The 26902-nt window shown below is 63.7% G+C and carries 23 protein-coding genes; 15 read left to right on the forward strand and 8 right to left on the reverse strand.

Translation table 11 applies throughout. From position 1 onward, the window contains the following. Positions 1 to 2: 2 nt before the first annotated feature. Positions 3 to 1349, forward strand: a complete 1347-nt coding sequence (locus C1H69_RS04630) for a UDP-glucose dehydrogenase family protein (RefSeq protein WP_102652238.1) — start codon at positions 3 to 5, stop codon at positions 1347 to 1349. Positions 1350 to 2059: 710 nt separating this feature from the next. After that, positions 2060 to 3919 (forward strand): asparagine synthetase B family protein, encoded by a 1860-nt coding sequence (locus C1H69_RS04645; RefSeq protein ID WP_102652240.1) that lies wholly within the window; start codon positions 2060 to 2062, stop codon positions 3917 to 3919. Here the strand turns inward: C1H69_RS04645 and C1H69_RS04650 are convergent. From C1H69_RS04650 to leuS, 6 genes are all read right to left on the reverse strand, one after another. Beyond that, entirely contained in the window at positions 3910 to 4350 is a 441-nt protein-coding gene (locus C1H69_RS04650) for a DUF488 domain-containing protein (RefSeq protein WP_102652241.1), read from the reverse strand. The two genes, C1H69_RS04645 and C1H69_RS04650, sit on opposite strands and share 10 nt — an antisense overlap. Positions 4351 to 4392: 42 nt before the next feature. Further along, positions 4393 to 5337, reverse strand: coding sequence for a PA2778 family cysteine peptidase (locus C1H69_RS04655; protein WP_102652242.1), 945 nt, complete (start codon positions 5335 to 5337; stop codon positions 4393 to 4395). An 11-nt stretch (positions 5338 to 5348) separates the two neighbouring features. Then, entirely contained in the window at positions 5349 to 5744 is a 396-nt protein-coding gene (locus C1H69_RS04660) for a PA2779 family protein (RefSeq protein ID WP_102652243.1), read from the reverse strand. A gap of 239 nt (positions 5745 to 5983) precedes the next feature. Continuing rightward, positions 5984 to 7042, reverse strand: coding sequence for a DNA polymerase III subunit delta (gene holA, locus C1H69_RS04665; RefSeq protein WP_102652244.1), 1059 nt, complete (start codon positions 7040 to 7042; stop codon positions 5984 to 5986). A 3-nt stretch (positions 7043 to 7045) separates the two neighbouring features. Continuing rightward, positions 7046 to 7537 carry an LPS-assembly lipoprotein LptE gene (locus C1H69_RS04670; protein WP_102652245.1) on the reverse strand — a complete coding sequence of 164 codons (492 nt, stop codon included), beginning with the start codon at positions 7535 to 7537 and terminating at the stop codon, positions 7046 to 7048. Positions 7538 to 7549: 12 nt separating this feature from the next. Continuing rightward, positions 7550 to 10138, reverse strand: coding sequence for a leucine--tRNA ligase (leuS, locus tag C1H69_RS04675; RefSeq protein ID WP_102652246.1), 2589 nt, complete (start codon positions 10136 to 10138; stop codon positions 7550 to 7552). Between the two features lie 211 nt (positions 10139 to 10349). On the opposite strand from leuS, the gene C1H69_RS04680 reads away from it, so the two are divergent. Then, positions 10350 to 10865 carry a zinc ribbon-containing protein gene (locus C1H69_RS04680; RefSeq protein ID WP_102652247.1) on the forward strand — a complete coding sequence of 172 codons (516 nt, stop codon included), beginning with the start codon at positions 10350 to 10352 and terminating at the stop codon, positions 10863 to 10865. A gap of 10 nt (positions 10866 to 10875) precedes the next feature. Here C1H69_RS04680 and C1H69_RS04685 read toward each other — a convergent pair whose 3' ends face one another. Both C1H69_RS04685 and C1H69_RS04690 read right to left on the reverse strand, forming a co-directional pair. Further along, a complete protein-coding gene (locus C1H69_RS04685; protein WP_102652248.1) occupies positions 10876 to 12153 on the reverse strand; it encodes a hypothetical protein in 1278 nt (425 codons plus the stop codon). A 105-nt stretch (positions 12154 to 12258) separates the two neighbouring features. Then, positions 12259 to 13164 (reverse strand): LysR family transcriptional regulator, encoded by a 906-nt coding sequence (locus C1H69_RS04690; RefSeq protein WP_102652249.1) that lies wholly within the window; start codon positions 13162 to 13164, stop codon positions 12259 to 12261. 318 nt (positions 13165 to 13482) lie between these two features. Between C1H69_RS04690 and leuC the strand changes: the two genes are divergently transcribed. From leuC to C1H69_RS04750, 12 genes are all read left to right on the forward strand, one after another. Then, complete coding sequence (gene leuC, locus C1H69_RS04695) at positions 13483 to 14931, forward strand: 3-isopropylmalate dehydratase large subunit (RefSeq protein ID WP_102652250.1); 1449 nt, start codon at positions 13483 to 13485, stop codon at positions 14929 to 14931. A 3-nt stretch (positions 14932 to 14934) separates the two neighbouring features. Further along, positions 14935 to 15588, forward strand: coding sequence for a 3-isopropylmalate dehydratase small subunit (leuD, locus tag C1H69_RS04700; protein WP_102652251.1), 654 nt, complete (start codon positions 14935 to 14937; stop codon positions 15586 to 15588). A gap of 175 nt (positions 15589 to 15763) precedes the next feature. After that, positions 15764 to 16843: a 3-isopropylmalate dehydrogenase gene (leuB, locus tag C1H69_RS04705; protein WP_102652252.1), complete on the forward strand. Its 1080-nt coding sequence runs from the start codon at positions 15764 to 15766 to the stop codon at positions 16841 to 16843. Between the two features lie 194 nt (positions 16844 to 17037). Then, a complete protein-coding gene (gene asd / locus C1H69_RS04710; protein ID WP_102652253.1) occupies positions 17038 to 18150 on the forward strand; it encodes an aspartate-semialdehyde dehydrogenase in 1113 nt (370 codons plus the stop codon). A 188-nt stretch (positions 18151 to 18338) separates the two neighbouring features. Continuing rightward, positions 18339 to 20096, forward strand: coding sequence for a type IV pilus assembly protein FimV (locus C1H69_RS04715; protein ID WP_102652254.1), 1758 nt, complete (start codon positions 18339 to 18341; stop codon positions 20094 to 20096). 7 nt (positions 20097 to 20103) lie between these two features. Next, the gene (truA, locus tag C1H69_RS04720; RefSeq protein WP_102652255.1) at positions 20104 to 21021 is read left to right on the forward strand and encodes a tRNA pseudouridine(38-40) synthase TruA; all 918 of its coding nucleotides are present in this window, start codon (positions 20104 to 20106) and stop codon (positions 21019 to 21021) included. After that, positions 21014 to 21670: a phosphoribosylanthranilate isomerase gene (locus tag C1H69_RS04725; RefSeq protein ID WP_276308746.1), complete on the forward strand. Its 657-nt coding sequence runs from the start codon at positions 21014 to 21016 to the stop codon at positions 21668 to 21670. Before truA ends, C1H69_RS04725 begins: the two co-directional genes overlap by 8 nt. A gap of 69 nt (positions 21671 to 21739) precedes the next feature. After that, positions 21740 to 22954, forward strand: a complete 1215-nt coding sequence (trpB, locus tag C1H69_RS04730) for a tryptophan synthase subunit beta (RefSeq protein ID WP_102652257.1) — start codon at positions 21740 to 21742, stop codon at positions 22952 to 22954. 9 nt (positions 22955 to 22963) lie between these two features. After that, entirely contained in the window at positions 22964 to 23779 is an 816-nt protein-coding gene (trpA, locus tag C1H69_RS04735) for a tryptophan synthase subunit alpha (RefSeq protein WP_102652258.1), read from the forward strand. A 72-nt stretch (positions 23780 to 23851) separates the two neighbouring features. Continuing rightward, a complete protein-coding gene (gene accD / locus C1H69_RS04740) occupies positions 23852 to 24877 on the forward strand; it encodes an acetyl-CoA carboxylase, carboxyltransferase subunit beta (protein ID WP_102652259.1) in 1026 nt (341 codons plus the stop codon). Next, positions 24846 to 26165 (forward strand): bifunctional tetrahydrofolate synthase/dihydrofolate synthase, encoded by a 1320-nt coding sequence (gene folC, locus C1H69_RS04745; protein ID WP_240609813.1) that lies wholly within the window; start codon positions 24846 to 24848, stop codon positions 26163 to 26165. The genes accD and folC overlap by 32 nt, the downstream gene beginning before the upstream one ends. A 2-nt stretch (positions 26166 to 26167) precedes the next feature. Then, complete coding sequence (locus tag C1H69_RS04750; protein WP_240609807.1) at positions 26168 to 26890, forward strand: SPOR domain-containing protein; 723 nt, start codon at positions 26168 to 26170, stop codon at positions 26888 to 26890. The last annotated feature ends 12 nt before the right edge of the window (positions 26891 to 26902 follow it).

A 26902-nucleotide genomic window follows, 5' to 3' on the forward strand; every position in this document is an offset into this window, starting at 1 on the left:
CAATGAGGATCACGATCTTTGGTACCGGATATGTCGGGCTGGTGACCGGAACCTGCCTGGCGGACGTGGGGCATGACGTGATATGTGTGGATGTGGACACAGACAAGATCGCCCGGCTGCGAGACGGCGAGGTCACGCTCTATGAGCCCGGTCTGGAATCGATGGTGAAGCGCAACCTGGCCTCCGGTCGGCTGCGTTTCACCACCGACCCGGCCGAGGGCGTGGCGTTCGCCACCCTGCAGTTCATCGCCGTGGGCACGCCGCCGGACGAGGATGGCAGCGCCGACCTGCAGTACGTGCTGGCGGTGGCCGAGACCATCGGCCGACACATGCAGGAGTACAAGGTGGTGGTCGACAAGTCCACCGTGCCGGTGGGGACGGCCGACCGGGTGCACAGCACCGTCGCCGATGCGCTGGCGGCCCGGGGCGAGACCATCGACTTCGATGTCTGTGCCAATCCCGAGTTCCTCAAGGAGGGGGCAGCCATCGAGGACTTCACCAGCGGGGCGCGCATCGTGGTGGGTACCGACGCGGAGCGAGTCAAGGAGCTGATGCGAGAATGCTACGCCCCCTATAGCCGCCTTCATGACAAGCTGATGTTCATGGATGTGCGCTCCGCCGAGCTGACCAAGTACGCCGCCAACGCCATGCTGGCCACCAAGATCAGCTTCATGAACGAGATGGCCAACCTGGCCGAGCGCCTGGGAGCCGACGTGGAGCAGGTGCGAGTCGGTATCGGCAGTGATCCGCGCATCGGCTACCAGTTCATCTACCCGGGATGTGGCTACGGCGGCTCCTGCTTTCCCAAGGATGTCCAGGCGCTGGCACGCTCCGCGGCGGAAGTGGACTACCTGGCCGAGTTGCTCAACGCCGTGGAGGCGGTGAACCGGCGCCAGAAGCAGAACCTGTTCCAAAAGCTCTTCCTGGCCTTCGACGGGGATCTGGAGGGCAAGACCATCGCCCTGTGGGGCCTTGCGTTCAAGCCCGACACCGACGACATTCGCGATGCCCCCAGCCGTACCCTGATGGAGGCGGTGTGGAAGGCCGGCGGCCGGGTCCAGGCCTTCGATCCCCAGGCGATGAAGGAGTGCCGCCGGGTCTACGGTGAGCGCGACGATCTGATCCTGGTGGCGGACCGCATCCAGGCGGTGAAGGGCGCCGATGCCCTGGTGATCTGCACCGAGTGGAAAGAGTTCCGGACGGTGGACTTCGAATGGCTGAAGGCGAACCTGTCGATGCCGGTGATTGTCGACGGTCGTAACCTCTTTGATCCTCGGGCGGTGAAGCGCGCCGGGCTGCGTTACTTCGCCGTGGGGCGCGGGGATTCCCTGAAGGCGTCTCAGGGCTAGTCCACCACGCAGGCCCTTCTGTCGTGCCATGGAAGGAGGGAGACAGCACAGTCATGAAATATCGCAGGGAGATCGATGGGCTCAGGGCGATAGCGGTGCTTCCGGTTATCCTCTTCCATGCCGGGTTCTCGTGGTTTGCCGGAGGTTATGTCGGGTCGATGTCTTCTTCGTGATCAGCGGCTACCTGATCACCACTATCCTCATCGACGATCTGTCCTGGTATCGCTCCTCATCATCACATCCCTCAGCCTGTTGCTCAGCCCTCCGCCAACTTCTATCTCTTGCCTTTCCGGGCCTGGGAGCTTGGCTTCGGCGCCTTGTGCGCCCTGTGGCTGAGTGGTCGACCGCAGCCTTCCAGCACGCTCCTGGCCAGCCTGGGGCTTGGGCTAATTCTTTATGTAACCTCCGCTTACGATGAAACCATTCCCTTTCCCATTCCCTTTCCCTCGCTGTACGCGCTGGCCCCGGTGGGCGGCACCGCGAGGTCTTCATGTTTCGGCCCAACCCGGAGCTGAAGAAGGACGTGCCCCGCTATTCGGTCGGTACTCCAGGTCATATACTCCCTCCTGATGGTCGATGTGATGGGTTTCGTCATTCCATCCATACCAGAATTTCCATGGTAGGGATGGATGGACTTTGCCTTACCGAATGGCTCTAATGATCAGGCAGGGACAGGAGGGCCACTCAGAGCCACAGTCGCGAGGCAACGTATGAGTGACTTCTTGTTCAGTTCCCGTTATCTGGCACCGGGTTTTCCATCCCGGGCATTGCAGTCGATCTACCTGGAGGATCCGCCACCGGCTACCGAATTTCATGGTGAATGGGGTACCTTGGCAGTCACTGCCTCCCCTTATAACGGCTTTGCTCCCCTCGATACACAGTCGCACCTCTGTGTCGTCATCGGGGCGCCGGTGCTTTATTTCCAGGACAATCACTTTCTTGTCGGTGACGACGATCAGGCAGGTACCCGGGCCATCCTTGAGCATTGGCAGTCGGGGGAGGCAGACTGGGCAGAGGACCTCAGTGGCCCCTTTGCCATCATCATCATCGACAAGCTCGCCTCACGGATCATCTGTATCACCGACCTGATGATGTTCCTGCCGATCTATTGCTACCGGATCGAAAGCCGAGTCGCTTTGGGGACTCATCCCGACGCCCTGGCACAAATCTGCGATTTGGGAGAAGAACGCGACGATGCTTCTCTGGTCGACTTCATCCTGCACCATGTCGTGACCTACCCTTACACGGTCTACCGCGGCATGCTGCAGTGCCACCCGGCCACCGAGCATGTGTTTCAATTCCGGAACGGCAGTGTCCATGCTTTCCCGCGACAGCCCTACTGGGCGCCCCTTGAGTCTCGGGAGTTCCGTGCCCTGTCCGAGGCCGCCGATACCCTGAGGGAAGGGGTGGAGGGCTATCTGGCCAGGGTCTGCGAGCCGATGCAGCGTGTGGCTCAGTTCCTGAGTGGAGGAGAGGATTCGCGGGTGGTCGCGTCGATGCTGCCCCAGCGCCTGGAACAGGATGCCTTCGTGTTCCTCAATGGTCCCACCCGCGAGGAGAGGATCGCCGGCAAAGTGGCGAAGGCCTCAGGAGCCAGGTTCCGGCCGCAATATCGCGAGCCGCTGCATTACCTGGACGTACTGTTGCAAGCGGCGAGGCTGGTGGGCAGCGGCCATCAGTATATCCATGCTCATACACTAGGGTTCCATCGCCGGTGTGAGCTATCATCCTACGAAGGGGTGTTCGGCGGCTATCTCGCCGACGCGCTGATCAAGGCACCCTACGCTCGGCGGATGCCTGGGTCGAAACTCATCAAGTTCCTCCCCCAGATCGGCTTTCCTGGGGAGACGCGTACCCAGGAGATCAAGAGTGAGCTCTTCCCCAAACACCTGTTGAATGAAGTGACGCAGCGCCGTCGCATGCACTTCGAGGAGGTCCGGGCGATGCGGCCCCGGAGCGCCCATGAGTGGTTCGCGCTGTGGCCGATGACCATGCGCAGCGCGATCTCCAATCTCTACAGCAACCGGCGACTGTTCCGCAGCTATGAGATGTTTACCTGCAAGGAGGCGGTCAAGGTCAGTGCTGCCTCGCCGACCGCCTGGAAGCTGAATCGGCGGCTGTTCCTGAAGGCCTTCCAGTCCTACTTGAAGCCGACCCGGTTCGTTCTGCATTCCGATGGGCGTCTGCCCTATCTTCCCTGGTGGGGAAACCTGCCCCTCAGCTCCCTGTGGTATGTCCGCCAGTTGGCATGGCATACAGGGTTACAGCAATACCAGGGCTCCTGGGCAAACTGGAAGGCCGTCATGGCGAGCGATCGTTGGCGGCAACTCATCGCCAGCCTGACGCCCGAAACGCTGACATCACCGGTGTTGGGCGAGGCGCTGGCCAAGGGGGCACTGGTGGGCAGCGAGCTTTCCCGCAGTCAGAAGATCAATCTGATCCAGGCATGCACGCAGACGATAGTGGCCGAGCCCGCATGTCCCGACCAGATTGCAGTCCTGAGTCCAGCGTTGCAAGAAGGTGAATTGTCCTGTCCCGGTCATTGGCCGGGACAGGACGGTTACGAATGATCGACGCTGGAATCGTCGATACGGTGGGCGAAGCAGGGTGGCGAGGCGGGCTCGAGGTCTTCGCCATCCTCCTGTCGCAGCGCCTCCAGCAGGGTTTGCTGAAGCAGCGGCAGATAGGAGTCCTCGAGGTTGCGAGCCGCGGAAAGCAGCGTCAATTTCCCTTGGCGGGCGTAGCGCATGAGCGGGATGAGGCATTCGGGATGGTCCCGCAGTTCGCCTCGATAGCGTACCGTGAAGACGGCCGGGCTGATCTCGCCCTCATGCAGCTGGCGCCGCAGTATCGTCGATGGCGAAGCATCGCGATACCAATCCGTCAGTTTGAGGCTCTCGCGGCGCTTGCCGCGGGGCCAGAGGCGGTCGACCAGGACCCGGGCGCCGTCGGTGGGTTCGCTCGGGCTGTAGATTCGCTTGAGTACGATCTCGTAGCTCACGCCGTCTCCCTTTGCTGTTGGCTCTTGCCGCAAGTCTCCAGGTTACAACCGTTCCAGGGCCGCCGTTGCGTGAGTCTGCCAATGACCAGGCAGGCTGGCGGCGCGCTCCAATGCCTGGCGAGCCTCGTTGGTCTCACCCTGCGCCTGAAGTGTCAGACCCAGGTTGAGCCATGCGACACCCAGGTCGTCCCGCTGTGCCACTGAAGAACGGAAGGCCTCGACGGCTCCTTCGTGGTCTCCTGTGGCATGGCGGGCGTTGCCCAGGGCGAAGTATCCCATGCCAGAATGAGGGAAGCGTTCGACGAAGGCCACCCAGGCAGGCAGTGCTGCCTCGGCACTCTGGGCCTGCTCGAAGGTGGCGATTGCATCAAGGGCACGCTGCTCGCTGACACCGTTCGGCAATTCCCCAGGTTTCAGAGCCACGAATGCCCAGCGGTCGCTGCGCGCCCAGGTCGCATCGAAGCGGCGGAAAGACTCGCTGCGTTCGGCCTCCTCGCCGCTGTGCAGTATCATTTCCTCGGCGTCCAGGTCGTAGCCGATGGCGACGGCATAGTGCCACATGGGCCAGGCCGGCAGGGAGAGATTCTGCATGACTACGACGGGATGACCTGCCGCAATTTCCGTCAGCAGGGCGTCGAAGCTGTTGTCGAGCACGAATGGGACGTGCCCGTGGCGTCGCACCGCGGCCAGCATTTCCGGCTGAACGCTGCCTTCACGACCCGGTATGAAGACCTGGGGGATGAGGGCATCGACATCAACATCGACGCCCTCATGGTTCAGCACCATCGCCAGCGAGGCGGGGCCGCACTGATAATCACGCTGGGCATGGAAGGGCACCCCTTCGATCACGACCTGTCGGGGCAGTGTCTGCACGGTTGTTTCGGCCAGCCTGGGCGTGGCGGCACAACCACTGAGAGTCAGCAGTGCCAACAGCAGAACGCCCGCAAGGCGGGCGTTCAGTAGCTGCCGGAATCGGCGGCCGGACATGGGTCTTCCCATCAGCGGGTGAAGGGGAAGACGTTGGTCAGGCCGAGGATGTCGGTGACCAACAGTATGACGAAGACCAGCAGCAGGGCGCCAACGGCGCTGGCTCCGGCAGGTAGCTGCTCGAGCTGGTCGGCCATCTGCCGGGCTTCTTCATCGGATAGTGCGGCCACACGCGCATCCACTTCCGCCAGGTCGACGCCTTGAGCGATGAGCTGTTCCTGCACGTCGGCTCGGGAGAGGATTTCCTGTATCCGCTCACGGTCAGCGTCGGTGCGCTCGGCGCTCAGTGCTGCTTGGGTAGTGACCAGGCCACTGCCTGTGGCAACTGGAGCGGCGGAAACCGATACGCTCCCCAGCAGCAAGGCGAGAATCAGCAGCGGGCTGAGATAGCGGTAGAGTTTTTTCATGGCAATCTTCCTTCTTTTTGGATTGGCTTCCGGCTCTTGAATGATCCATGCTTCGCCATCGCGGGAAGCTGGATATGACCTTACTCCAACGATGCCCCCCCAGTATAAGCAGAAATGGTGTGATATTTCATGCTCTTGCGTTGTCCATTCTGTCACATCGAGACGCAGCGGCTCCAGAGGTACAGCCCGCGACGTTGAAAGCGCCTGGCGGCGTGGGTTTCAACGCCGGCGGGTGGAGGCTAGCCGATCCGGTAGGAGCTCGGCATCTCGGCCAGCATGCCGCGGCCACCGGCCAAGGTCAGCGCCAGGTCGTGAAGCCCGTCCCACAGGGGCAATGGAGTGGCCCCCTTGATGGCCAGGTCCAGCCGCTGGGCGAAGAGCAACAGCTTATGGAGCCGCTGCAGGGGCAGCCGGGAGACGGCCTGCTGGTAGGCGGGGCGACGCTTGTCGAAGATGGCGGGTTTCTGCGCCTTGCAGGCATGCTCGAAGCTCTGTCCCTGATCCAGGTGTTGGTGGAGTGAAAGCAGGACACGCAGCTCTCTCGTCAGGGCCCACAGCACAATAGGAGCTTCGACCCCCTCGCCGCGTAGACCTCGCATGATGCGCGACACTCTTTCACGCTCACCCTTCAGGCTGGCATCCATCAACGTGAAGACATCGTAACGCGCACTGTTCTCGACGCCGCCGGCAATCTGGTCGGGGGCGACCCGTGCGCCCGGGGGCAGCAGCAACGCCAGTTTCTGCAGCTCCTGATCGGCGGCGAGCAGGTTGCCTTCGGTGCGTTCACCCAACAGTCGGGCGGCATCCAGGTCGAGAGAAAGGCCGTGGCGCTCGGCACGGTCTCGCAACCAGAAGCCCAGTCTCGTCACATCCACCGGCCATACCGGCACGAACAGCCCGACCTTGTCCAGTGCCTGAAACCAGGCGCTCTTCTGTTGTCGGTAGTCGAGCTTGCCCATCGAGATCAACAGGACGTCATCACTGCCCTGTAGCTGGTCGGCGTGCTCCTTGAGGGCCTTGGTTCCCTCCTGGCCCAGCCCGTTGCCAGCCAGGCGCAGCTCGATCAGTTTGCTGGATGCAAAGAGGGACAGGCTGGCGGCGGTCTCCCGCAGCCGGCTCCAGGCAAAGTTGGCCTCTACATGCAGCACGTCGCGCTCTTCTATACCCCGGGTGCGGGCAGCGGAGCGTACCGCGTCACAGGCTTCCATATGCTGCAGCGGCTCGTCACCGGCAACGATGACGACCGGGGGGAGTCGCTTGGCAAGCGTTTCGGGGAGCTTGTCTGCGAACACTTTCATGGCTTATTCATCGGCCAGGGTGCGGAGTCTGTCCATCAACTGCCGGAGCGCGTCGCGACGCAGCTCCTGCCGGGCCTCCTCGCGGAGATCCTCCTGAGCCAACAGATTGTCATCGCTGACCGTGAAACGGGTGAGGACCTCGAGCTGCTGCTGAGGTAGCTGATAGGCGCCATCGGACTGGCGCTGAACCGAGAAGGGAACCCGAAGCTCCATTTCCAGTTCACGCGGACCGGTGTCGAGTACGCTCAACTGGCGTTCGCGGAAATCCTCGGGCCCCAGGTTCAACACCCGAGGCGCCTGCGCGTGAACATGGGTATCGCTGGACTCCAGCCTTTCCTGGGCCATTCGGGCAAAATCGCTGTCGCTACCGGCGATGGCGAGCTCGCTGATGACCGGGCCCGGTGTGTCCAGGCCGCGCAGGCGAAAGCCGCAACCGGTGAGACCCAGGCCGGCGGTGCCAGCCAGGGCAAGCCTCAGAAAGGTACGACGCTGCATGGCCTGTCTCCTTCAAGCAACCACGATATTGACCAGTTTGCCAGGTACCACGATCACCTTGCGTACGGCCTTGTCTTCGGTATGGCGCTGTACGTTCTCGGCGGCGAGTGCCTGGGCTTCGACACTGGCCTTGTCGGCATCGGCCGCCACTTCGATGCGCGCCCGCAATTTGCCGTTTACCTGCACTACCAGTTCGATGGTGTCGCGGGCAAGGGCCGCTTCGTCAACCAATGGCCAGGTGGCGTCGATGGCCGGTTCGTCATGGCCGAGGTTGTTCCATAGAGCATGACAGGCATGAGGTGTGATCGGGGCGAGAAGCAGCACGCAGGCCTCGATCGCCTCGCGGGACACGGCCAGGCCCCGGGCGCTGGTATCGTCGAACTTGCCCAGTGCGTTGGATAGCTCCATCACCGCGGCAATGGCGGTATTGAAGGTGGTGCGGCGGCCGATGTCATCGCTGGCCTTCTTGATGGTCTCGTGGGTCTTGCGGCGCAGCTCGCGCTGGGGCTCGCTCAAGCTGTCGACGTCGAGTGGGCCGGGCTGTCCGGCCTCCAGGTGCTCGGCGGCCAGGCGCCACAGGCGCTTGAGGAAGCGGCTGGCACCTTCCACGCCGGAGTCGGACCATTCCAGGGACTGCTCGGGAGGGGCAGCGAACATCATGAACAGGCGCACGGTGTCGGCGCCAAAGCGGTCGATCATGGATTGGGGATCGACGCCGTTGTTCTTCGACTTGGACATCTTCTCGATGCCGCCCATCACGACTGGTTGGCCGTCCCTTGCCAGTACAGCGCTGATCGGTCGACCCTTGTCGTCTCGCTTGACCTCCACGTCGGCGGGATTGAACCACTCCTTGCCGCCGTTTTCGGTTTCCCGATAGAACGTCTCGGCGATCACCATGCCCTGGGTGAGCAGGCGCTGGAAGGGTTCGTCGGTCTTCACCAGGCCGAAGTCGCGCATCAGCTTGGTGAAGAAGCGCGCGTAGAGCAGGTGCAGGATGGCGTGCTCGATGCCACCGATATACAGGTCCACCGGCAGCCAGTAGTCGGCGCGTTCGTCGAGCATCGCGTCCTGGTTGTCGGCACAGCAGAAGCGCGCGAAGTACCAGGAGGACTCCATGAAGGTGTCGAAGGTGTCGGTCTCGCGCACCCAGCCGTCGCCGAGATCGGAGAAGGCCGGCATCCTCTTCAGCGGAGAGCCCGAGGCATCGACGGTGACCTCCATCGGCAGTGCCACCGGCAGTTCGTCATCGGAGAGCGGCACGGTCTGCCCTTCGGGACCGTACTTGATCGGTATCGGTGCACCCCAGTAGCGCTGGCGTGCCACGCCCCAGTCCCGCAGGCGGAAATTGGTCTTCACCTCGCCGCGGCCCAGTTCGGCAAGGCGCGCCGCGATGGCATCGAATGCCGCCTGGAAGTCGAGGCCGTCGTACTCACCGGAGTTGATCACGGTGCCGTAGCCGTCATGGGCGCCGGCAGACAGGTCCGGCGCCTCTCCATCCGCATCGGCGATCACCGCCTCGATGGGCAGGCCGTACTTGGTGGCGAATTCCCAGTCGCGCTGGTCATGACCGGGCACCGCCATCACGGCACCGGTGCCGTACTCCATGAGGACGAAATTGGCCACGTAGACCGGCACTTCGCGGCCGGTGAGCGGATGCACCGCCATATGCCCGGTGGGCATGCCTTTCTTCTCCATGGTGGCCAGCGCCGCCTCGGAAGTACCGCCACGTGCGCACTCCGCGCAGAAACTGGCCAGTTCGGCATTGCCTTCGGCTGCGGCACGGGCCAACGGATGGCCCGCGGCTACCGCCACATAGGTCACGCCCATCAGGGTGTCGGGGCGGGTGGTGTACACGGAGAGCGGTTCGGTGGCTGCTCCACCGGTGCCCTGGGGCCTGATGTCGAAACTCAGCTCAACGCCCCTGGACTTGCCGATCCAGTTGCGCTGCATGGTCTTGACCTGCTCGGGCCAGTCGATGTTGTCGAGATCGACCAGCAGCTCATCGGCGTAGTCGGTGATCTTGAGGAACCACAGCGGGATCTCCTTGCGCTCCACCAGGGCGCCGGAGCGCCAGCCGCGCCCCTCGATCACCTGCTCGTTGGCCAGCACCGTCTGGTCCACCGGATCCCAGTTGACCGTGGACATCTTCTTGTAGACCAGCCCTTTCTCCACCAGTTTGGTGAAGAACCACTGTTCCCAACGGTAGTAGTCGGTATCGCAGGTGGCGAACTCGCGGCTCCAGTCGTAGGCGAAGCCCAGCGCCTTGAGCTGCGTGCGCATATAGTCGATGTTGTCGTAGGTCCACTTGGCCGGCGGTACCCGGTTCTGGATGGCCGCGTTCTCGGCGGGCATGCCGAAGGCATCCCACCCCATGGGTTGCATGACGTTCCTGCCCCGCATGCGCTGATAGCGGGAAACCACGTCGCCGATGGTGTAGTTGCGCACATGCCCCATGTGTAGCTTGCCGCTGGGATAGGGGAACATCGACAGGCAGTAGAACTTCTCGCGGCTGGCATCTTCCACCGCCTTGAAGCACTGATTCTTGTCCCAGTACTGCTGGGCGTCGCGTTCGATCTCGTGGGGCTTGTACTGTGCGTCCATCGGTTTTCGAGATTACCTTGAGTGTCGGGCACGTCGTCTTGGCAACGTGCGTGTCGGCAGAGTCATGTCCAGCATCAATTCCCGATCGCATCGTCACGATAAAACGTTGAACTGACGGCTAGATGTCGTCTAAATGGTACCCAAGGATACCCCAGTAGGGCGGGGCCGGCCATGCCCGGCTCCGCCCGCAAGCTGCTTCGAGGAGAAGATCATGAGCGAACGTCCCGACCCCCAACGCGAACACCGCCTGCGTGAAGGCTACGAGCGCATGCTGGCCCGGTTGCAGGAGGGCGCCAATGACCTGACCTGGGAAAACCTGCAGCAGGAGCTCGATGAGGCAGTCGAGTTCGAAGCGGAATTCGAGGAATTCACCAAGGATGAACTCGCCCTGTTGCGCGCCTGGGTCGAGCGGGATCTGGTCGACATGCGCCGCTACCTGAGCGCGGGTGGGCGCAGTGTGGCCACCTGGCTGGGCATCGACCTCGATCAACTGTCGCGCAAGGTCATGGAATCGCTGTTTTCCATTGCCGATCGCAGCATCGTCGACAACGAGCGTCTGAAAGAGGACCTGGAGGCCGCGCGGGCCGATTACTGCGAGGGTGAAGTGGCGGCGCCGGGCCGCATGGCTTGCGTTCATTGCGATGCCGTGGTGGAGCTCGAGGGTGTCAAGCGCATCGAGCCCTGTCACCAGTGCGGGCATCGCTACTTCTATCGTGCCTCGACGTAGGCGCCCCTTCCTATAGCCACTGGTCCAGCGCCACGATGGCGGCCACCACCAGGCCGCTCATCACCAGCGCATAGCCCAGGTTGTGTCGCATCATGCGATAGCCGCTGATGCCGTAGCGACCCTGTAGGGAGAGGTTGATGCCCGACAGTGGCCCCACCGAGGTGCCGACCGCCCAGGAGGCCAGCGCCGTGAAGGCAAACAGGGTCTGGCGGTCGGCGGTGAGATCGAGCATGGAAGCCAGTACCGAGACGCCAATAATGGGGTGCAGTCCGATGATGGCGCTGGCGACGATGGTCAGGAAACTCAGGATCGCTTCCCCGGTGCCGAAGTGGGCAAAAAGCGTCCACTCGTTTCCGGTTGCCGCGTTGATGAGGGTGGACAGCCCCAGGGTCAGCAGGCCCGCCGAAAGGAACAGTGCAATTTCCCCGCGCATGGCCGGGAGCCGTATCAGGGTGTGTTGTCGTACCCGATGCAGGGTCCAGCGGGAGCCGGCCGGCAGGTTGCTCGCCAAGGCGACGGTCGGCAGCAGGAGCGTGATGATACTGACGATGCCGAGTTCGGGCGTCACTCGGTAGTGGAACAGCATCACCAGGGCGGCCATGCCCAGTGGCATCAGCAGGCTACGCGGCGACAGCGAGAATCCCGCCACTTCCGCGAGATCGAAGCGTCGCGACAGCTCGAACAGAGTCAGAATCCCGCTGATCAGAGCCACGGGCAGGCCAATGACCAGTATCTGGGTGTAGTTCATGGCCGGTGTCAGGGTCATCACCACGCCCATTGAGGCGAAGAAGGGGGACCAGAGGGCGGCGCTGGAGAGCCCGCGGTTGAGCGCCAGTAGCTGGGGGGTGTTCAGCGGTGCGCGACGAGCCAGACGATCGCCGATCATGAAGACCGTCGACAGGTTGAGGATGGTACCAAGCAGGTGTACCCCCAGCCAGGTTCCGGCTGTGCCGCGTTTACCGGTAATGGGGCGACCCAGAGGACGTGCCGATCCGCTGCGGTTGCCGACCAGACCGATGAAGCTGACCCCTACCAGCATGGCGACGACATAGGTGTTGCCATCCAGCACCGCTGGCCAGGCAATGGTGGCATCGAAGCGTGTCCAGGCCAGCCCCAGGAGTCCCAGCCCGATGGCGGCCAGCGTGCCGGCCTGCCAGCGCGTGCGTCGGGGAATGTCACGCCAGAGCAGCACCGTTGCCAGCCATAGCGCATATCCCACCAGATGGGGAAGGGGCGACAGGCCGGTGAACCCCAGTATCTGCAGGAAGAGACCGGTCAGGATCAGCATGCCCGCCGCGGCATGGCGCGGGTAGGATGATGCCGGAATGGGTGATGAGGTGGGGGGCGGGGACACGTCGCGTGAAGCTCCGGTTGGCAAGCGATAGTGAGCAGTCTAACCAATCTTGTGTCGTGAATCGCGGCTTGCCTCGTCTCTTGACGCTTCCAGCAGAGCCAGCATGGCCCTGGCGGCATTGGAAAGCGAGCGGCTCTTGTGCGCCAGATAGCCGAGCGAGCGGTGAATGGAGGGATGGTCGACTGCCAGCTCGTGAAGCTCACCGGCGACCAGCCGCTCCGGCAGCAGGCTCCATCCCAGGCCGATGGCCGTCATCATCTTGAGGGTCTCCAGGTAGTTGGTGGACAGCACGACGGGGAGGGTGAGCCCGGCGGAGGCGAACCGCGCCTCTATCAGAGTCCGGGTAAAGGTCATCGGTCCCGGCAGTACGGCATCGAAGGCACACAGCTCGTGCAGCGTCAGCCGTCCGCGAGCGGCCAGCGGATGGTCATGGGCGCAGACGAAGCACATCCGATCGTCCCATACCGGCACCACGTCGAGCTGAGGATCCGGGTGCGGTGCAAGGGTGACCACGGCCATTTCCAGCTCGCCATCGAGCACGCCCTGGTAGGCCTGTTCGGAATCGAGGAAGCGCAGGTCCAGACTGACCTCCGGGTGGGTGTGGGTATAGGCCTTGAGCAGTGGCGGCAGGCGGTGCAGCCCGATGTGGTGGCTGGTGGCCAGCGTCAGGCTGCCACCGATGTCACCGGTCAGGTTGCCCAGGGCGCGGCGGCTGTCATCCACCATCACCAGGATCTGGCGTGCACGTGGCAGCAGGACACGACCGGCCTCGGTGAGGGTGACGCGACGGCCGATACGGTCGAACAGGCGGGCGCCGATCTGATCTTCGAGCACCGCGATGCGCTTGCTGACCGCCGGCTGTGTCAGGTGCAACTGCTCGGCGGCGCGAGAAAAACTGGCGCTATCCGCGACGGCAAGAAAAGCCTGCAGGCTCTGGGTATCCATGACCACGCTCCTATTCCAGTTTGGAATCCAGGCAATAAATAACATGAATTGCTTTTATGGACGAGCCGCGCAAGACTGGCCGACACAATGAGCGCCAGCGCCAAGAGACGTATACGTACAAACCTAGCGGTGCGTTGCAGTCGTAAGCGGCGCCGGGGGCAGATCGAAGAGGAGGTCCGATTCCAGGGAAGGAATCGGTAGCGTACAGGGAAGTATTCACAGCGCCTCCTCGTAGGTCTGTCGCCGGAAAGGCCGCGGTGCTGGTGCGGTACTGAGACCGACCGGATGAGCAAAGGGCCCAGCGCCCGGGAGAACGACATGGCAGGCCAGACACTCTATGACAAGCTGTGGTCGCAGCACCTGGTAAAGGAGCGCGATGACGGTACCGCGCTGATCTACATCGACCGCCAACTACTCCACGAGGTGACGTCGCCCCAGGCCTTCGAGGGGCTGCGCCTGGCCGGCCGCAAGCCGTGGCGCCTCGACGCCAACCTGGCGACTCCGGACCATAACGTCCCGACCACCGTGAAGGAGCGTGCCGAAGGCAATGCCGGTATCAAGGACCCGGTGTCGTTGATCCAGGTACAGACCCTGGACGACAACTGCCTGGCCTTCGGTATCGAAGAGTTCAAGATCAACGACCCGCGCCAGGGTATCGTGCACGTGGTGGGTCCGGAACAGGGAGCGACCCTGCCCGGCATGACCGTGGTCTGCGGCGATTCCCACACCGCGACCCATGGTGCCTTTGCGGCGCTGGCCCACGGCATCGGCACCTCCGAAGTCGAGCACGTCCTGGCTACCCAGTGTCTGCTGGCCCAGAAGATGAAGAACATGCAGGTGCGTGTCGAGGGCAAGCTCGGTACCGGTGTCACCGCCAAGGACATCGTACTGGCGGTCATCGGCAAGATCGGTACCGCCGGCGGTACCGGCTATGCCATCGAATTTGCGGGCAGCGCAATCCGCGATCTTTCCATGGAGGGCCGGATGACCGTGTGCAACATGGCCATCGAGGCCGGTGCCCGTGTCGGCCTGATCGCCGTTGACGACACCACCATCGACTACCTGCGTGAACGCCCCTTCGCCCCATCGGCCGGCCAGTGGGAAGCCGCCGTGGCCGACTGGCGCAACCTGGTTTCCGATACCGATGCCGTCTTCGACAAGGTGGTGGAGCTTGACGCCGCCGGGATCGAGCCACAGGTCAGCTGGGGTACCAGCCCCGAAATGGTCACCGGTATCTCCGGTGAAGTGCCGGATCCATCCGAGGCCGCCGATGAAACCGTACAGCAAGGCTATGCCAGGGCGCTGGAGTACATGGGGCTGAAGCCGAAGCAGAAGATCACCGATATCAAGCTCGACAAGGTGTTCATCGGTTCCTGCACCAATTCCCGCATCGAGGATCTGCGTGAGGCCGCCAAGGTGGCCAGGGGCAAGAAGGTGGCCGGCTCGATCGCACTGGCCATGGTGGTGCCGGGTTCCGGCCTGGTGAAGCGTCAGGCCGAGGCCGAAGGGCTCGACCGGATATTCGTCGAGGCGGGATTCGAATGGCGTGAGCCGGGTTGTTCCATGTGTCTGGCCATGAACGCGGACAAGCTTGGCGCCGGCGAGCACTGTGCCTCCACGTCGAATCGCAACTTCGAGGGGCGCCAGGGCTACGGTGGGCGCACCCACCTGGTCAGCCCGGCCATGGCCGCCGCGGCTGCCATTGCCGGTCACTTCGTTGATGTCCGCCGGCTTGCCGGTGAACCCCAGTCCGCCCAGGAGGCTTGAGACATGCAGAAATTCGAACGCCTGGAAGGCCTCGTTGCCCCCCTCGACCGGGCCAACGTCGACACCGACCTGATCATACCCAAGCAGTTCCTGAAATCGATCAAGCGCACCGGCTTCGGTGTCAACCTGTTCGACGAGCTGCGCTATCTGGATGAGGGTTACCCGGGCCAGGATGCCTCCAAGCGCCCGCTCAATCCGGATTTCGTTCTCAACCAGCCGGCCTACCAGAAGGCCCGCATTCTGCTGACCCGGCGAAACTTCGGCTGCGGCAGCTCGCGGGAGCATGCCCCCTGGGCGTTGGAGGATTTCGGCTTCCGGGTAGTGATCGCGCCGAGCTTTGCCGACATCTTCTATAACAATGCCTTCAAGAACGGCCTGTTGCTCATTACGCAGCCCGAGGACGTGATCGACCGTCTGTTCCGTGAACTGCAGGCCGGCGAGGGTTACCGGCTCGACGTGGATCTCGAGAACCAGCGTGTCATCACGCCGTCTGGCGAGATTCTCGAGTTCGAGGTGGACGCCTTTCGCAAGCACTGCCTGCTCGAAGGGCTCGACGATATCGGCCTCACCCTCAAGGACGAGGACGCCATCCGCGCCTTCGAACAGCGCCACCGCGCCGAGCGGCCGTGGCTGTTCCGCGAGACTGCTCAGGCCTGACACGTTCTCGACCGTGAATTGAAGGGCGTAGGAGACAGGCCGGAGAGGAGGTCCGATTCCAGGGATGGAATCGGTAGCGCCCAGGGATGGGTTCACAGCGCCTCCTCGCAGGCCTGTCGCCGTACAGCCCGCCGCCATTCTCTCGAGAACGGCAACGACAAGGATTGAAAGACACATGACACGCAAGATTCTCGTTCTCCCGGGCGACGGTATCGGCCCGGAAATCACCGCCCAGGCCAGTCGTATCCTGGCTGCCTGCCAGGCCCGGGGGCTGGATGTGGAAGTCGAAGAGGCGCTGGTGGGCGGCGGCGCCTATGACGAGTACGGCGATCCGTTGCCGGCCGGGACACTGGAGAAGGCCAGGGCCGCCAGGGCGATCCTGCTCGGCGCCGTGGGAGGCCCCAAGTGGGACCGGCTGGAGGACCTCTCCAAGCGCCCGGAGAAAGGGCTGCTCGGCCTGCGCAAGAGTCTCGGCCTGTTCGGCAACCTGCGTCCGGCGATCCTCTACCCGCAGCTGGCCGAGGCCTCGAGCCTCAAGCCCGAGGTGGTGTCGGGGCTCGACATCATGATCGTGCGCGAGCTCACCGGCGGCATTTATTTTGGCCAGCCGCGGGGTATCGAAGAGCGCGATGGCGAGCGGGTCGGTTTCAACACCTATGTCTATTCCGAAAGCGAGATCGAGCGTATCGGTCGCGTCGCCTTCGAAATGGCGCGGAAGCGTGGCAAGAAACTCTGCAGCGTGGACAAGGCCAACGTGCTCGAGGTCACCATCCTGTGGCGCGAGGTCATGGACCGCCTGGCACCGGAGTATCCCGACGTCGAGCTCTCCCACATGTACGTCGACAACGCCGCCATGCAACTGGTACGTGCGCCCAGGCAGTTCGACGTCATCGTCACCGGCAACATGTTCGGCGACATTCTCTCCGATGCCGCCGCCATGCTGACCGGCTCCATCGGCATGCTGCCGTCGGCCTCGCTGAACGAGAGCGGCCAGGGCATGTACGAGCCCTGCCACGGCAGCGCCCCGGACATCGCCGGCCAGAACATCGCCAACCCCCTTGCCACCATTCTTTCGGTGGCCATGATGCTGCGCTACTCGTTCGACGAGCCGGCGCTGGCCGGGCGCATCGAGGCGGCGGTGGGCAAGGTGTTGGACGATGGGCTCAGAACCGCCGATATCGCCTCCGAGGGGACGCGTACCGTTTCCACCGTGGAGATGGGCGATGCGGTCCTGGCGGCATTCGAGGGGCTGTAGTCAGGCCTTGGCGATGCGGCTTTCCCGGCGACAGGGCTTTGCGAAGACGCTGTGAACCCCTCCATGGGCGCTCCATTTTTCTTCCCTGAAAAATGAGCTTCGCTTATCCCTGTCCCCGGGGCCGCGTCTGTCGCTGCGACCCGGGCGTGCTTCATGTATAATATTGGCCTCATTTGATTTCTGGAGGACTTCACATGTTGAAAGTCGGTTTTGTCGGTTGGCGCGGCATGGTGGGCTCCGTGCTCATGCAGCGCATGGTGGAGGACGGGGATTTCAACGGCATCCAGCCGATCTTCTTCACCACCTCCCAGGTCGGCAAGCCCGGCCCTGACATCGGCGTTGATGTTCCTCCCCTCAAGGATGCCACCGACATCGACGAGCTCAAGGCACTGGATGTGGTGATCACCTGCCAGGGTGGCGACTACACCAAGCAGGTCTACGGCGATCTGCGCAACGGTGGCTGGAAAGGCTACTGGATCGATGCCGCCAGCACCCTGCGCATGGAAGACGAGGCGACCATCATCCTCGACCCGGTCAACCGTCATGTCATCGATGACCAGCTGGCTCGGGGCGCCAAGACATTCGTTGGCGGCAATTGTACCGTCAGCCTGATGCTGATGGGCCTGGGCGGCCTGTTCGAGGCCGACATGATCGAATGGATGACCTCCATGACGTATCAGGCCGCTTCCGGCTCGGGTGCCAAGCACATGCGGGAACTGCTCAACCAGATGGGGGCCCTGCGGGACAGTGTGGCGGATGAACTGGATGACCCGGCGAGTGCGATTCTCGATATCGACCGCAAGGTCACCGAAGCCATGCGCGGTGGCGACTTTCCGATCGATAACTTCACTGCACCGTTGGCAGGCAGCCTGTTGCCCTGGATCGATACCAGGCTCGACAACGGCCAGAGCCGCGAAGAGTGGAAGGGCTCGGTCGAGACCAACAAGATCCTCGGCCTGCAGGACAACCCGATACCCATCGACGGTATCTGCGTTCGTATCGGTGCCATGCGTTCCCATAGCCAGGCCTTTACCATCAAGCTGAAGAAAGATGTACCGATGGATGAAATAGAGGACCGCCTGGCCAGGCATAACGACTGGGTCAAGGTAATCCCCAACGACAAGGACGCCACGATCGCCGGTCTGACGCCTTCGGCTGTCACCGGTACCCTGACCGTCCCGGTCGGGCGTCTGCGCAAGATGCAAATGGGGGGGGAGTACCTTTCCGCCTTTACGGCCGGCGACCAGCTTCTGTGGGGGGCCGCCGAACCACTCAAGCGCATGTTGAAGATCCTGCGCGAACAGTGACCGACCGCCTGGGCGGGCGATGGCGGGGCGCTTCCTTCGGGGGGCGCCCCGTTTTCGTATCGGTCGGCGACAGGCGGTCGCAACCATGACCTCGGACAAACGTTGTATCAGGAATATGTGGTACATCCTTCAGCCAATATAAGCCACTGGAATTGCTTCAGCGCTGCGCCGCACGCAAGGGAGCTCCAATGAGACGCAAGCTGACATTCACCATGATGCTGTCGCTGTCGGCGGTCAGCCTTCGGCTATTGGCACTCGAGGTGGGAGAGGTGGACGTCCGGTCTCCGCTCGATGCGCCACTGCGTGCCACTCTCCCGTTGACCGATACGGTGGGTATGGCGCCGGACCTGTTGAGGGTGTCGGTGGCCAGCGCGCGTGAATTCGAGGCCGCAGGACTCTTCCGTACGCCTCTTGCGGCCAGCGTGCGGCTGGCTGTCAGGGAGCGCCAGGGCCAACTGGTCGTGGATATCGACAGCGAAAAGCCGATACGCGAGCCCTGGATGGATCTGATGCTGCGCTTTGATTGGCCGAACGGTCACCAGCTTCATGCAATCACGCTGTTGCTGGACCCGCCGGACTATGACGAGTTGCCCACGTTGATGGGAAGGGCGCTTGCCTCGCGTCCAGCATTGGAGGCCGAACGTTCCCCGCCTGAACCCCTGCCCGACGTGCAGCCCGGCGACCCGGCCTGGGTACGCAGCGGTGATACCCTCTGGACGGTGGCCGGCCGCTTGCTGCCGGATAGCGGCGTCAGTATGGACCAGATGATGGTGGCGCTGGTCGAGGCCAATCCCGACCTCTTCCCATCAGGGAATATCAATGGAATGCGGGCTGGACACGTCCTGGTGGTACCGCCCCGCGATCTCCTGACGTCACGTTCTGCCGCTGATGCCGGCCGAGTCGTGCAAGCCATGAACCAGGCCTGGGCCAACCGGGGGTCCGGTCCGCCGGCAAGCGTGCCGCTCGGGACCACGACACCACCGGTGGAGGTGGCTGGCGCCCAGATGGCAGCGGCGGAAACCGTCGAAGCACCGAGGACGATACCGCTGAGCGAGGCCGAGTTGGCGGTGGAGGGCCCCAACGATCCGGCCGTGCCCAACGATACCTCCCGACTGGCGCTTCTCGAGAGCCGTTGGGTAGAGAGCCAGGCGGCCCTGGCAGCCGTGCAGGCGGAGCGCGATGCGCTGCATGGCGAACTGGATGGCCTGAGGGGGGAAGTCGAGGCCATGCGTGACCAGTTGGCTGCGCTGATCGCCGGCGGCAGGGGGAAGATGCATCGTGGTCTGATGTTGGGTGGGGCGGGACTGGCCGCACTGCTGGGGCTATGGGGGCTCGTGAGGCTGCGCCGTCACCGAGAAATCTCCTCGACGGAAGCGTTCGCGACCATGCCCCGGGTGCCATGCGGGACGCCGCCTCCACCGCCGACTGTGCCCCCGGCCGTTGCGGTCGATCCTGTCCCGCCGGGGCTGACAGTCGGCGAGGAGCCACCCTGGGGCGACCAGGCATCGGTTCTGTCGGACAGTGGTGGGGAGGGGGCCGACGTCCTGGAAAACCGGGGCGTGATCGATTACCAGCCGCCGCCTCTTGATACCGAGCCCGCGCGGCGCGAGGAGACCCCGATGCAGCCCGGCATCGACTTCCCGCCGGGCATCGGCGAGCCCGATACCGATGCGGAAGAGGGCGTGGAACCCGGTACGGACAGGCTGCCTGGTACCGAGAACGTCGAGTGGGAAGTCGAGGAGGTGGTCTTTCCGCCTCTGGACCGGGATAATGAGGGCGCCCCCGGCAACCCGGTCAGCGTGGGTGACCTCGATGAGGCGCGCCGTCTGCTGGAGGCTGGCGATACCGATCGGGCACGTGCGTTATTGCGCCGCCTTGTCGATGGCTCCGACGATCCAGGGCTTCGCACCAAAGCCCGGAACCTGCTCACCTCTTATCGACTCTGATGGCCGAATGACCCTGTTTCGACGTCTCGAAGAACGCCACCCCCTCCATGGCCGTCTGGCCCTGGGGGTGGAATACGATGGCAGCGCCTACTGTGGCTGGCAGCGTCTCAAGCATTCTCCCTCGGTTCAGGCCGAAGTGGAAAAGGCTCTGGCCAGGGTGGCTGGCCAGCCGGTCACGGTTCATTGCAGTGGACGTACCGACTCCGGGGTTCATGCGACCCGGCAGATCGTGCACTTCGACCCACCGGTGCCGCGTTCCGAAAAGGCCTGGGTGTTTGGCGCCAATGCCAATCTGCCCCGGGATATCGCGGTGCGCTGGGTGCACGAGGTTCCGGATGACTTCCATGCGCGCTTCAAGGCCCTGGCGCGACGCTATCGCTATGTCATTCTCAACCAGCCGAGCCGTCCGGTTCTGGAGCGGGCCAACGCCACCTGGTGTCGCGATCCCCTGGATGCCGATGCGATGCACCGCGCCGCTCAGGTACTGGTGGGCGAACACGACTTTTCCAGTTTTCGGGCCGCTGGCTGCCAATCAAAAACGCCTTGGCGTCATCTGCACTTCATCGAGGTGCATCGACACGGGCCGATGGTCGTGGTCGACGTGCAGGGCAATGCCTTCCTGCATCACATGATTCGCAACATCGCCGGCGCTCTTGTCACGGTGGGGCGTGGCGAGCGTGGCGACGGCTACCTGGCCGAACTGATGGTGCTCAAGGATCGGACCCTGAGTGACGTCACCGCACCGGCCTGTGGATTGCACTTCGTCGATTCCCTTTACGATGACGTGTGGGGTCTGCCACGCGAACCGCTGGGGCCCAACCTGCTGGCCTTCCTGGGGGAGTGGACCGGCGAGCGTCCGCTGCCCGACTGCCCCATGGTCGCGTTTCGCCGGGGCAGGCCGAAAGCGATATCGAACATTGAGTGACAGGGAGAACCCGATGACGCCCGCCCGCACGCGAGTGAAGTTCTGCGGTATTACCCGGGAACAGGATCTGGACGCCGCCGTGGCGGCTGGCGCCGATGCCCTGGGCTTCGTGCTCTGGCCCGGTAGCCAGCGCTGTATCGATGATGCCCGGCTGGCTGAACTCGGCGCTCGGACACCGGCTTTCGTTGCCCGGGTGGGACTGTTCGTCGACCAGGATGCCGATGAGGTCACCCGGGCCAGCCGGCATCTGGACCTGCTGCAGTTTCACGGCGATGAAACACCGCAATATTGTGCCGGGTTCGAGCGGCCCTGGATCAAGGCGCTGCGCATGCGCGACGGGCTCGACCTGCACGCCGCCGCAAAGGCGTATCACGGCGCCAAGGCCCTGTTGCTGGATGCCTATCGCCCGGGGGTGCCGGGAGGTACCGGTGAAACCTTCGACTGGTCCCGAATCCCCGCAAACCTGGCAAAACCTGTTATTCTCGCGGGAGGTCTGACACCCGACAACGTGGCCGAGGCCATTGCGGCCGTGCGGCCCTTCGCGGTGGATGTCTCCGGCGGTATAGAGGCAACCCGTGGCTGCAAGGATCCCGTGCGTCTTGCCTCCTTTGCCGCCGCGGTGCGTGGCATCGATAACGCCGGGCGCTGACGTTGTCCGTCGACCTGATGGTCTCTTGTTTCCCCCTGTCCCTTCTGGCGACCCTGTGAGGTGTCTTTCGTGAGCAAGTTCAGTGACCTGACCCGATTGCCGGATGCCCGTGGCCACTTCGGCCCCTATGGCGGCCGGTTCGTTTCGGAGACCCTGAGCTTCGCCCTGGACGATCTGGAGAAGACCTATATGAGTCTTCGGGATGATCCGGATTTCCAGGCGGAATTCGACTACGACCTGGCCCATTACGTGGGCCGTCCGTCACCGCTCTATCATGCCGAGCGATGGTCGAGGAAGCTTGGTGGGGCGCGGGTCTGGCTCAAGCGGGAAGATCTCAACCACACCGGCGCTCACAAGGTGAACAACACCATCGGTCAGGCGCTGCTGGCCAAGAAGAGCGGCAAGCCGCGGGTGATCGCCGAGACCGGCGCAGGGCAGCACGGCGTGGCCACGGCAACGGTGGCGGCCCGCCTGGGCCTCGAGTGCGAGGTCTACATGGGCGCCGAGGACGTGGAGCGTCAGAAGCTCAATGTCTACCGCATGCGCCTGCTGGGTGCCAATGTGATCCCGGTGGAGTCCGGTACCCGAACGCTCAAGGACGCCATGAATGAGGCGCTGAGAGACTGGGTCACCAACGTCGACAATACGTTCTACATCATCGGTACCGTGGCTGGGCCCCATCCCTATCCGATGCTGGTGCGCGACTTCAACGCCGTGGTTGGACGCGAGGCTCGCCGTCAGTCGTTCGAGGAGTTCGGCAAGCTTCCCGATGCCCTGATCGCCTGCGTCGGCGGAGGCTCCAACGCCATGGGCCTGTTCTACCCCTTCGTCGAGGATGACGAGGTGGTCATGTATGGCGTCGAGGCGGGCGGTGACGGTATCGAGACCGGCCGCCATGCCGCCCCGCTGTCGTCCAACGCGCCCCGCGGCGTGCTGCACGGCAACCGGACCTACCTGATGTCCGACGAGGGCGGCCAGGTATCCCATACGCATTCGATCTCGGCAGGCCTGGACTACCCCGGGGTGGGGCCCGAGCATGCCCTGTGGAAAGACGTCGGGCGGGTCAACTACGTGGCCGCCAACGATGATGCCGTACTCGAGGCCTTCCGTGAGTTGACCCACATCGAGGGCATCATGCCGGCGCTGGAATCCGCCCACGCCCTGGCCTATGCCAAGGTGCTGGCCCCGACCCTGGGTCCCGATCGGAACATCGTCGTCAATCTCTCCGGTCGTGGCGACAAGGATATCCTCACCGTCGCCAAGCTCGACGGCATCAATATCTAAGGGGCCATGATGAACCGTATCGACCAACGCTTTGCCGCTCTCAAGGCCGATGGCCGCAGGGCACTGATTCCCTTCATCACCGCTGGCGACCCGGCGCCCGACTACACCGTCGGGTTCATGCATGCCATGGTGGAGGCCGGTGCCGATATTCTCGAACTGGGGGTACCGTTTTCCGACCCCATGGCCGATGGCCCGGTGATCCAGAAGGCCTGCGAACGGGCGCTGAAGCATGACGTGCGCCTGATTCACCTGTTCGAAATGGTGCGCGAATTTCGCGAGCGGGATCAGGACACTCCGGTGGTGCTGATGGGTTACCTCAACCCGGTCGAGCGCATCGGGCTCGACGCCTTTGCCGATCAGGCCGCCGCCGCCGGTGTCGATGGTGTGCTGACGGTGGACATGCCGCCCGAGGAGGCCGACGAGTTCGGGCCGATACTCAAGGCACGTGGCCTGGCCTCGATCTTTCTCGTCGCCCCTACCACTTCCCATGAGCGGGCCGCTACAATATGCGCCCACGGCGAAGGCTACCTCTATTATGTAGCCCTCAAGGGTGTGACCGGTGCCGCTACCCTCAATGCCGAGGAGGTGGCCAGCCATCTCGCACCGCTGCGTGAGCTGACCGAGCTTCCCCTATGCGTGGGTTTCGGCATTCGGGACGGTGCATCGGCCGCGAAAGTCGGCGAGGTGGCCGATGGGGTCATCGTGGGTTCGGCGTTGGTCAGCCGCATTGCCGCCAATGCCGAGCAGCCGGAGCGGATCGCCGGTGAGCTCAAGGTGGTACTGAGCGAGATGCGAGAGGCCCTGGATGCCCTGGGTGGGCACTGAGCATACCCACGACACTCGATTCGATTCATGACGCCCGGCCCTGCCGGGCGCGACAGCATACGGAAGTCCTTCATGAGCTGGCTTGACAAGATCGTACCTTCGATGGGGCGCGTGCAGCGCAAGGACCGCCGGGCCAATGTGCCGGATGGCCTGTGGCGCAAGTGTCCCAAATGCGAAGCGGTGCTTTATCTCCCGGAACTCGAAAAGCACCACAATGTGTGTCCCAAGTGTGACCATCACATGCGCCTGACCGCGCGCAAGCGGCTCGACTGGTTCCTGGACAGGGAGGGGCGCGAGGAGATATCGGCCGATCTGGAGCCGACCGATCGGCTCAAGTTCCGGGACTCGAAGAAGTACAAGGATCGTTTGAACGCGGCGCAGAAGGAAACCGGTGAGAAGGACGCCCTGGTGGCCATGCGTGGCAGCCTGGACGGCCTGCCGGTAGTGGTGGTGGCCTTCGAGTTCACCTTCATGGGTGGCTCGATGGGCGCCGTGGTGGGTGAGAAATTCGTACGGGCAGCCACCCTCGCATTGGACGAGCGTATTCCGCTCATCTGTTTCTCCGCTTCGGGTGGCGCGCGCATGCAGGAAGCGCTGTTCTCGTTGATGCAGATGGCCAAGACCTCGGCCGCTCTCGAGCGACTGCGTGAAGCGGGGGTACCCTATATTTCGGTACTGACGGACCCGGTTTTCGGGGGCGTATCGGCGTCACTGGCCATGTTGGGTGATCTCAATGTCGCTGAGCCCAACGCATTGATCGGCTTTGCCGGACCGCGGGTCATCGAGCAGACCGTGCGCGAGAAACTGCCCGAGGGGTTCCAGCGCAGTGAATTCCTGCTCGAGCATGGCACGGTGGACATGATCGTGCCGCGGGGTGAAATGCGTATCCGCCTGGGCAGTGTACTGCGCAAGCTCACACATCAACCCCCTAGTGGCCTGGACGTCGGCATGATCATCGAGCCCGACCTGGTCGATGTCGCCGAACAGGGTGAGCAGGCCGACAGGGAACCATCCACCGAAGCCGAGCTGGTAGAGCGGCCAGTTGAACCCTCGGAGCCGGCCGATGATGAGGCCGAGCGTCCCGATTCGACACGCTGACCCGGACGTGATGCTGCCCACCACGTCCCGCACGCTCGATGCCTGGCTGGCCCGGCTGGAAGCGGCACACCCGATGGGAATCGATCTCGGTCTCGAGCGGGTGTCCGAGGTCGGCCGTCGTATGGGCCTTCTCCGGTCGCCGCTGGCGAAGCGCGTGATCACCGTGGCCGGGACCAATGGCAAGGGGTCCACCGTTGCCATGATCGAAGCGCTGGCGAGGCGCCATGGCCTGGTCACGGCGACCTATACCTCACCGCATCTGCTGCGCTACAACGAGCGACTTCGCCTGGATGGCAAGGATGTCGATGACGCGACACTGATAGCCGGATTCGAGGCGGTCGAGACGGCGCGCCTCGACGGTGAACCCATCAGCCTGAGTTATTTCGAGGTGGGGACGCTCGCGGCACTGTGGGCCATCGTCGGGTTCCAGCCGGATCTGGCGATCCTGGAAGTCGGCCTGGGAGGGCGCCTCGATGCGGTGAATATCATCGATGCCGATGTGGCGGTGATCACCACCATCGCTCGAGATCACGCCGCCTATCTGGGCGATGATCTCGACGGTATCGGGCGCGAAAAAGCCGGCATTCTTCGCCCCGGCAGCCCGGCGGTGCTGGGCTGTCGCACCATGCCCGCCAGCGTGAGGCGCGAAGCGGCCGAGCGCGGGGCTCCGGTAGTGGCCCTCGATGAGGTTTTCGGCTGGCATGGGACGGGCTCGGGGACCTGGCAGTGGCAGGGGCGCGGGCCAGCGGATTCGACATTGACGCTGGAGCACTTGCCGGACCCGGGGTTGCCGCTGGACAATGCCGCCACGGCCCTGCAAACCCTGGGGCTGGCCGGTGTGGTATTGGATGAAGCGTCCTGTCGGCATGCCTTTGAGGAGGTCAGGCTGCCGGGGCGGATGCAGTGGGTGGGGCAGTGGTGCCTCGACGTCGGGCACAACCCCCATGCGGCGGCCTATCTGGCCGGCCGACTGAAGGAGATGCCCTGCAGCGGACGAACCTGGGTACTGCTGGGCATGCTGGGTGACAAGGACGCGGACGGTGTCATTGCCGCTCTGGCTTCAGTGGCGGACGCCTGGGTAACCGTGACATTGGAAGGTGAGCGCGCCCGAAGCGCCGAGGACCTGGCCGGGCGGGTGCAAGCCTCGGGCATGGACGTCGCCTGCCAGGCGACATCACCGGAAGCAGGGGCCGAGTGGTTGGTCGACCGACTCGCCCCGGAAGATCGGGTACTGGTTTGTGGCTCCTTCTTTACCGTAGCGGCCATACTGGCATGGAAGCAGGCGTAGGTATGGCACAGGTGCCTGGGCAGGAGGGCAAGATGAAGTACGGAATGCGCGAACGAATCAGTGGGGCGATCATCCTGATCGCCTTGGCGGTGATCTTTGTACCGATGCTGTTCGAGGAGCCGGCACCTCGTGATGAACGCCCCCAGCCGATGCTGACGATCGAGCAGCCGGTGCCAGTGGAGCGGCGCGACGTGCCCGATCCACAACCACCGGACAGCCTGGGCCAGATTCGTGGCCCCGAGTCGATCCCGGGCGGGGTCGGTACACCCGAGCCTGACGACATCGATCCCGGTGTGGAGCAGCTGGATGAATCCGCCGTGGTCGAGGCACCGCCACCGGAAGTGGTGAGCCAGGAACCGGAAACCGCCGAGCCGCCAACTCGCTCCGAACCGGATGGCGATCCGATTGCCGACCTGGCACGAGCGGCAACCGAGCGACTGGGCAGTGGCCAGGCGCCTGCGGAGACGTCGGCCGCGCCAGCGTCTGCTGCCGCTGCGGGTGATTGGGCGGTGCAGGTGGGCAGCTTCGGCGAGCCGGCCAATGCGGAGCGCCTGCAGGCGCAACTGCAGGAGCAAGGCTTCTCGGCGTACAGCCGACGGCGAGACAACGAGATGACGACAGTGTATGTGGGCCCCTATGACTCATCCGAATCTGGCGAACGTGCCATGGGCGAGCTGAAAGAGCAGGCCAACCTTCAGGGGTTGCTGGTACGGGTGAGAGAGTGACGCAGAGAGGGG

This window comes from Billgrantia endophytica (assembly GCF_002879615.1).
Classification (GTDB): Bacteria; Pseudomonadota; Gammaproteobacteria; order Pseudomonadales; family Halomonadaceae; genus Halomonas; species Halomonas endophytica.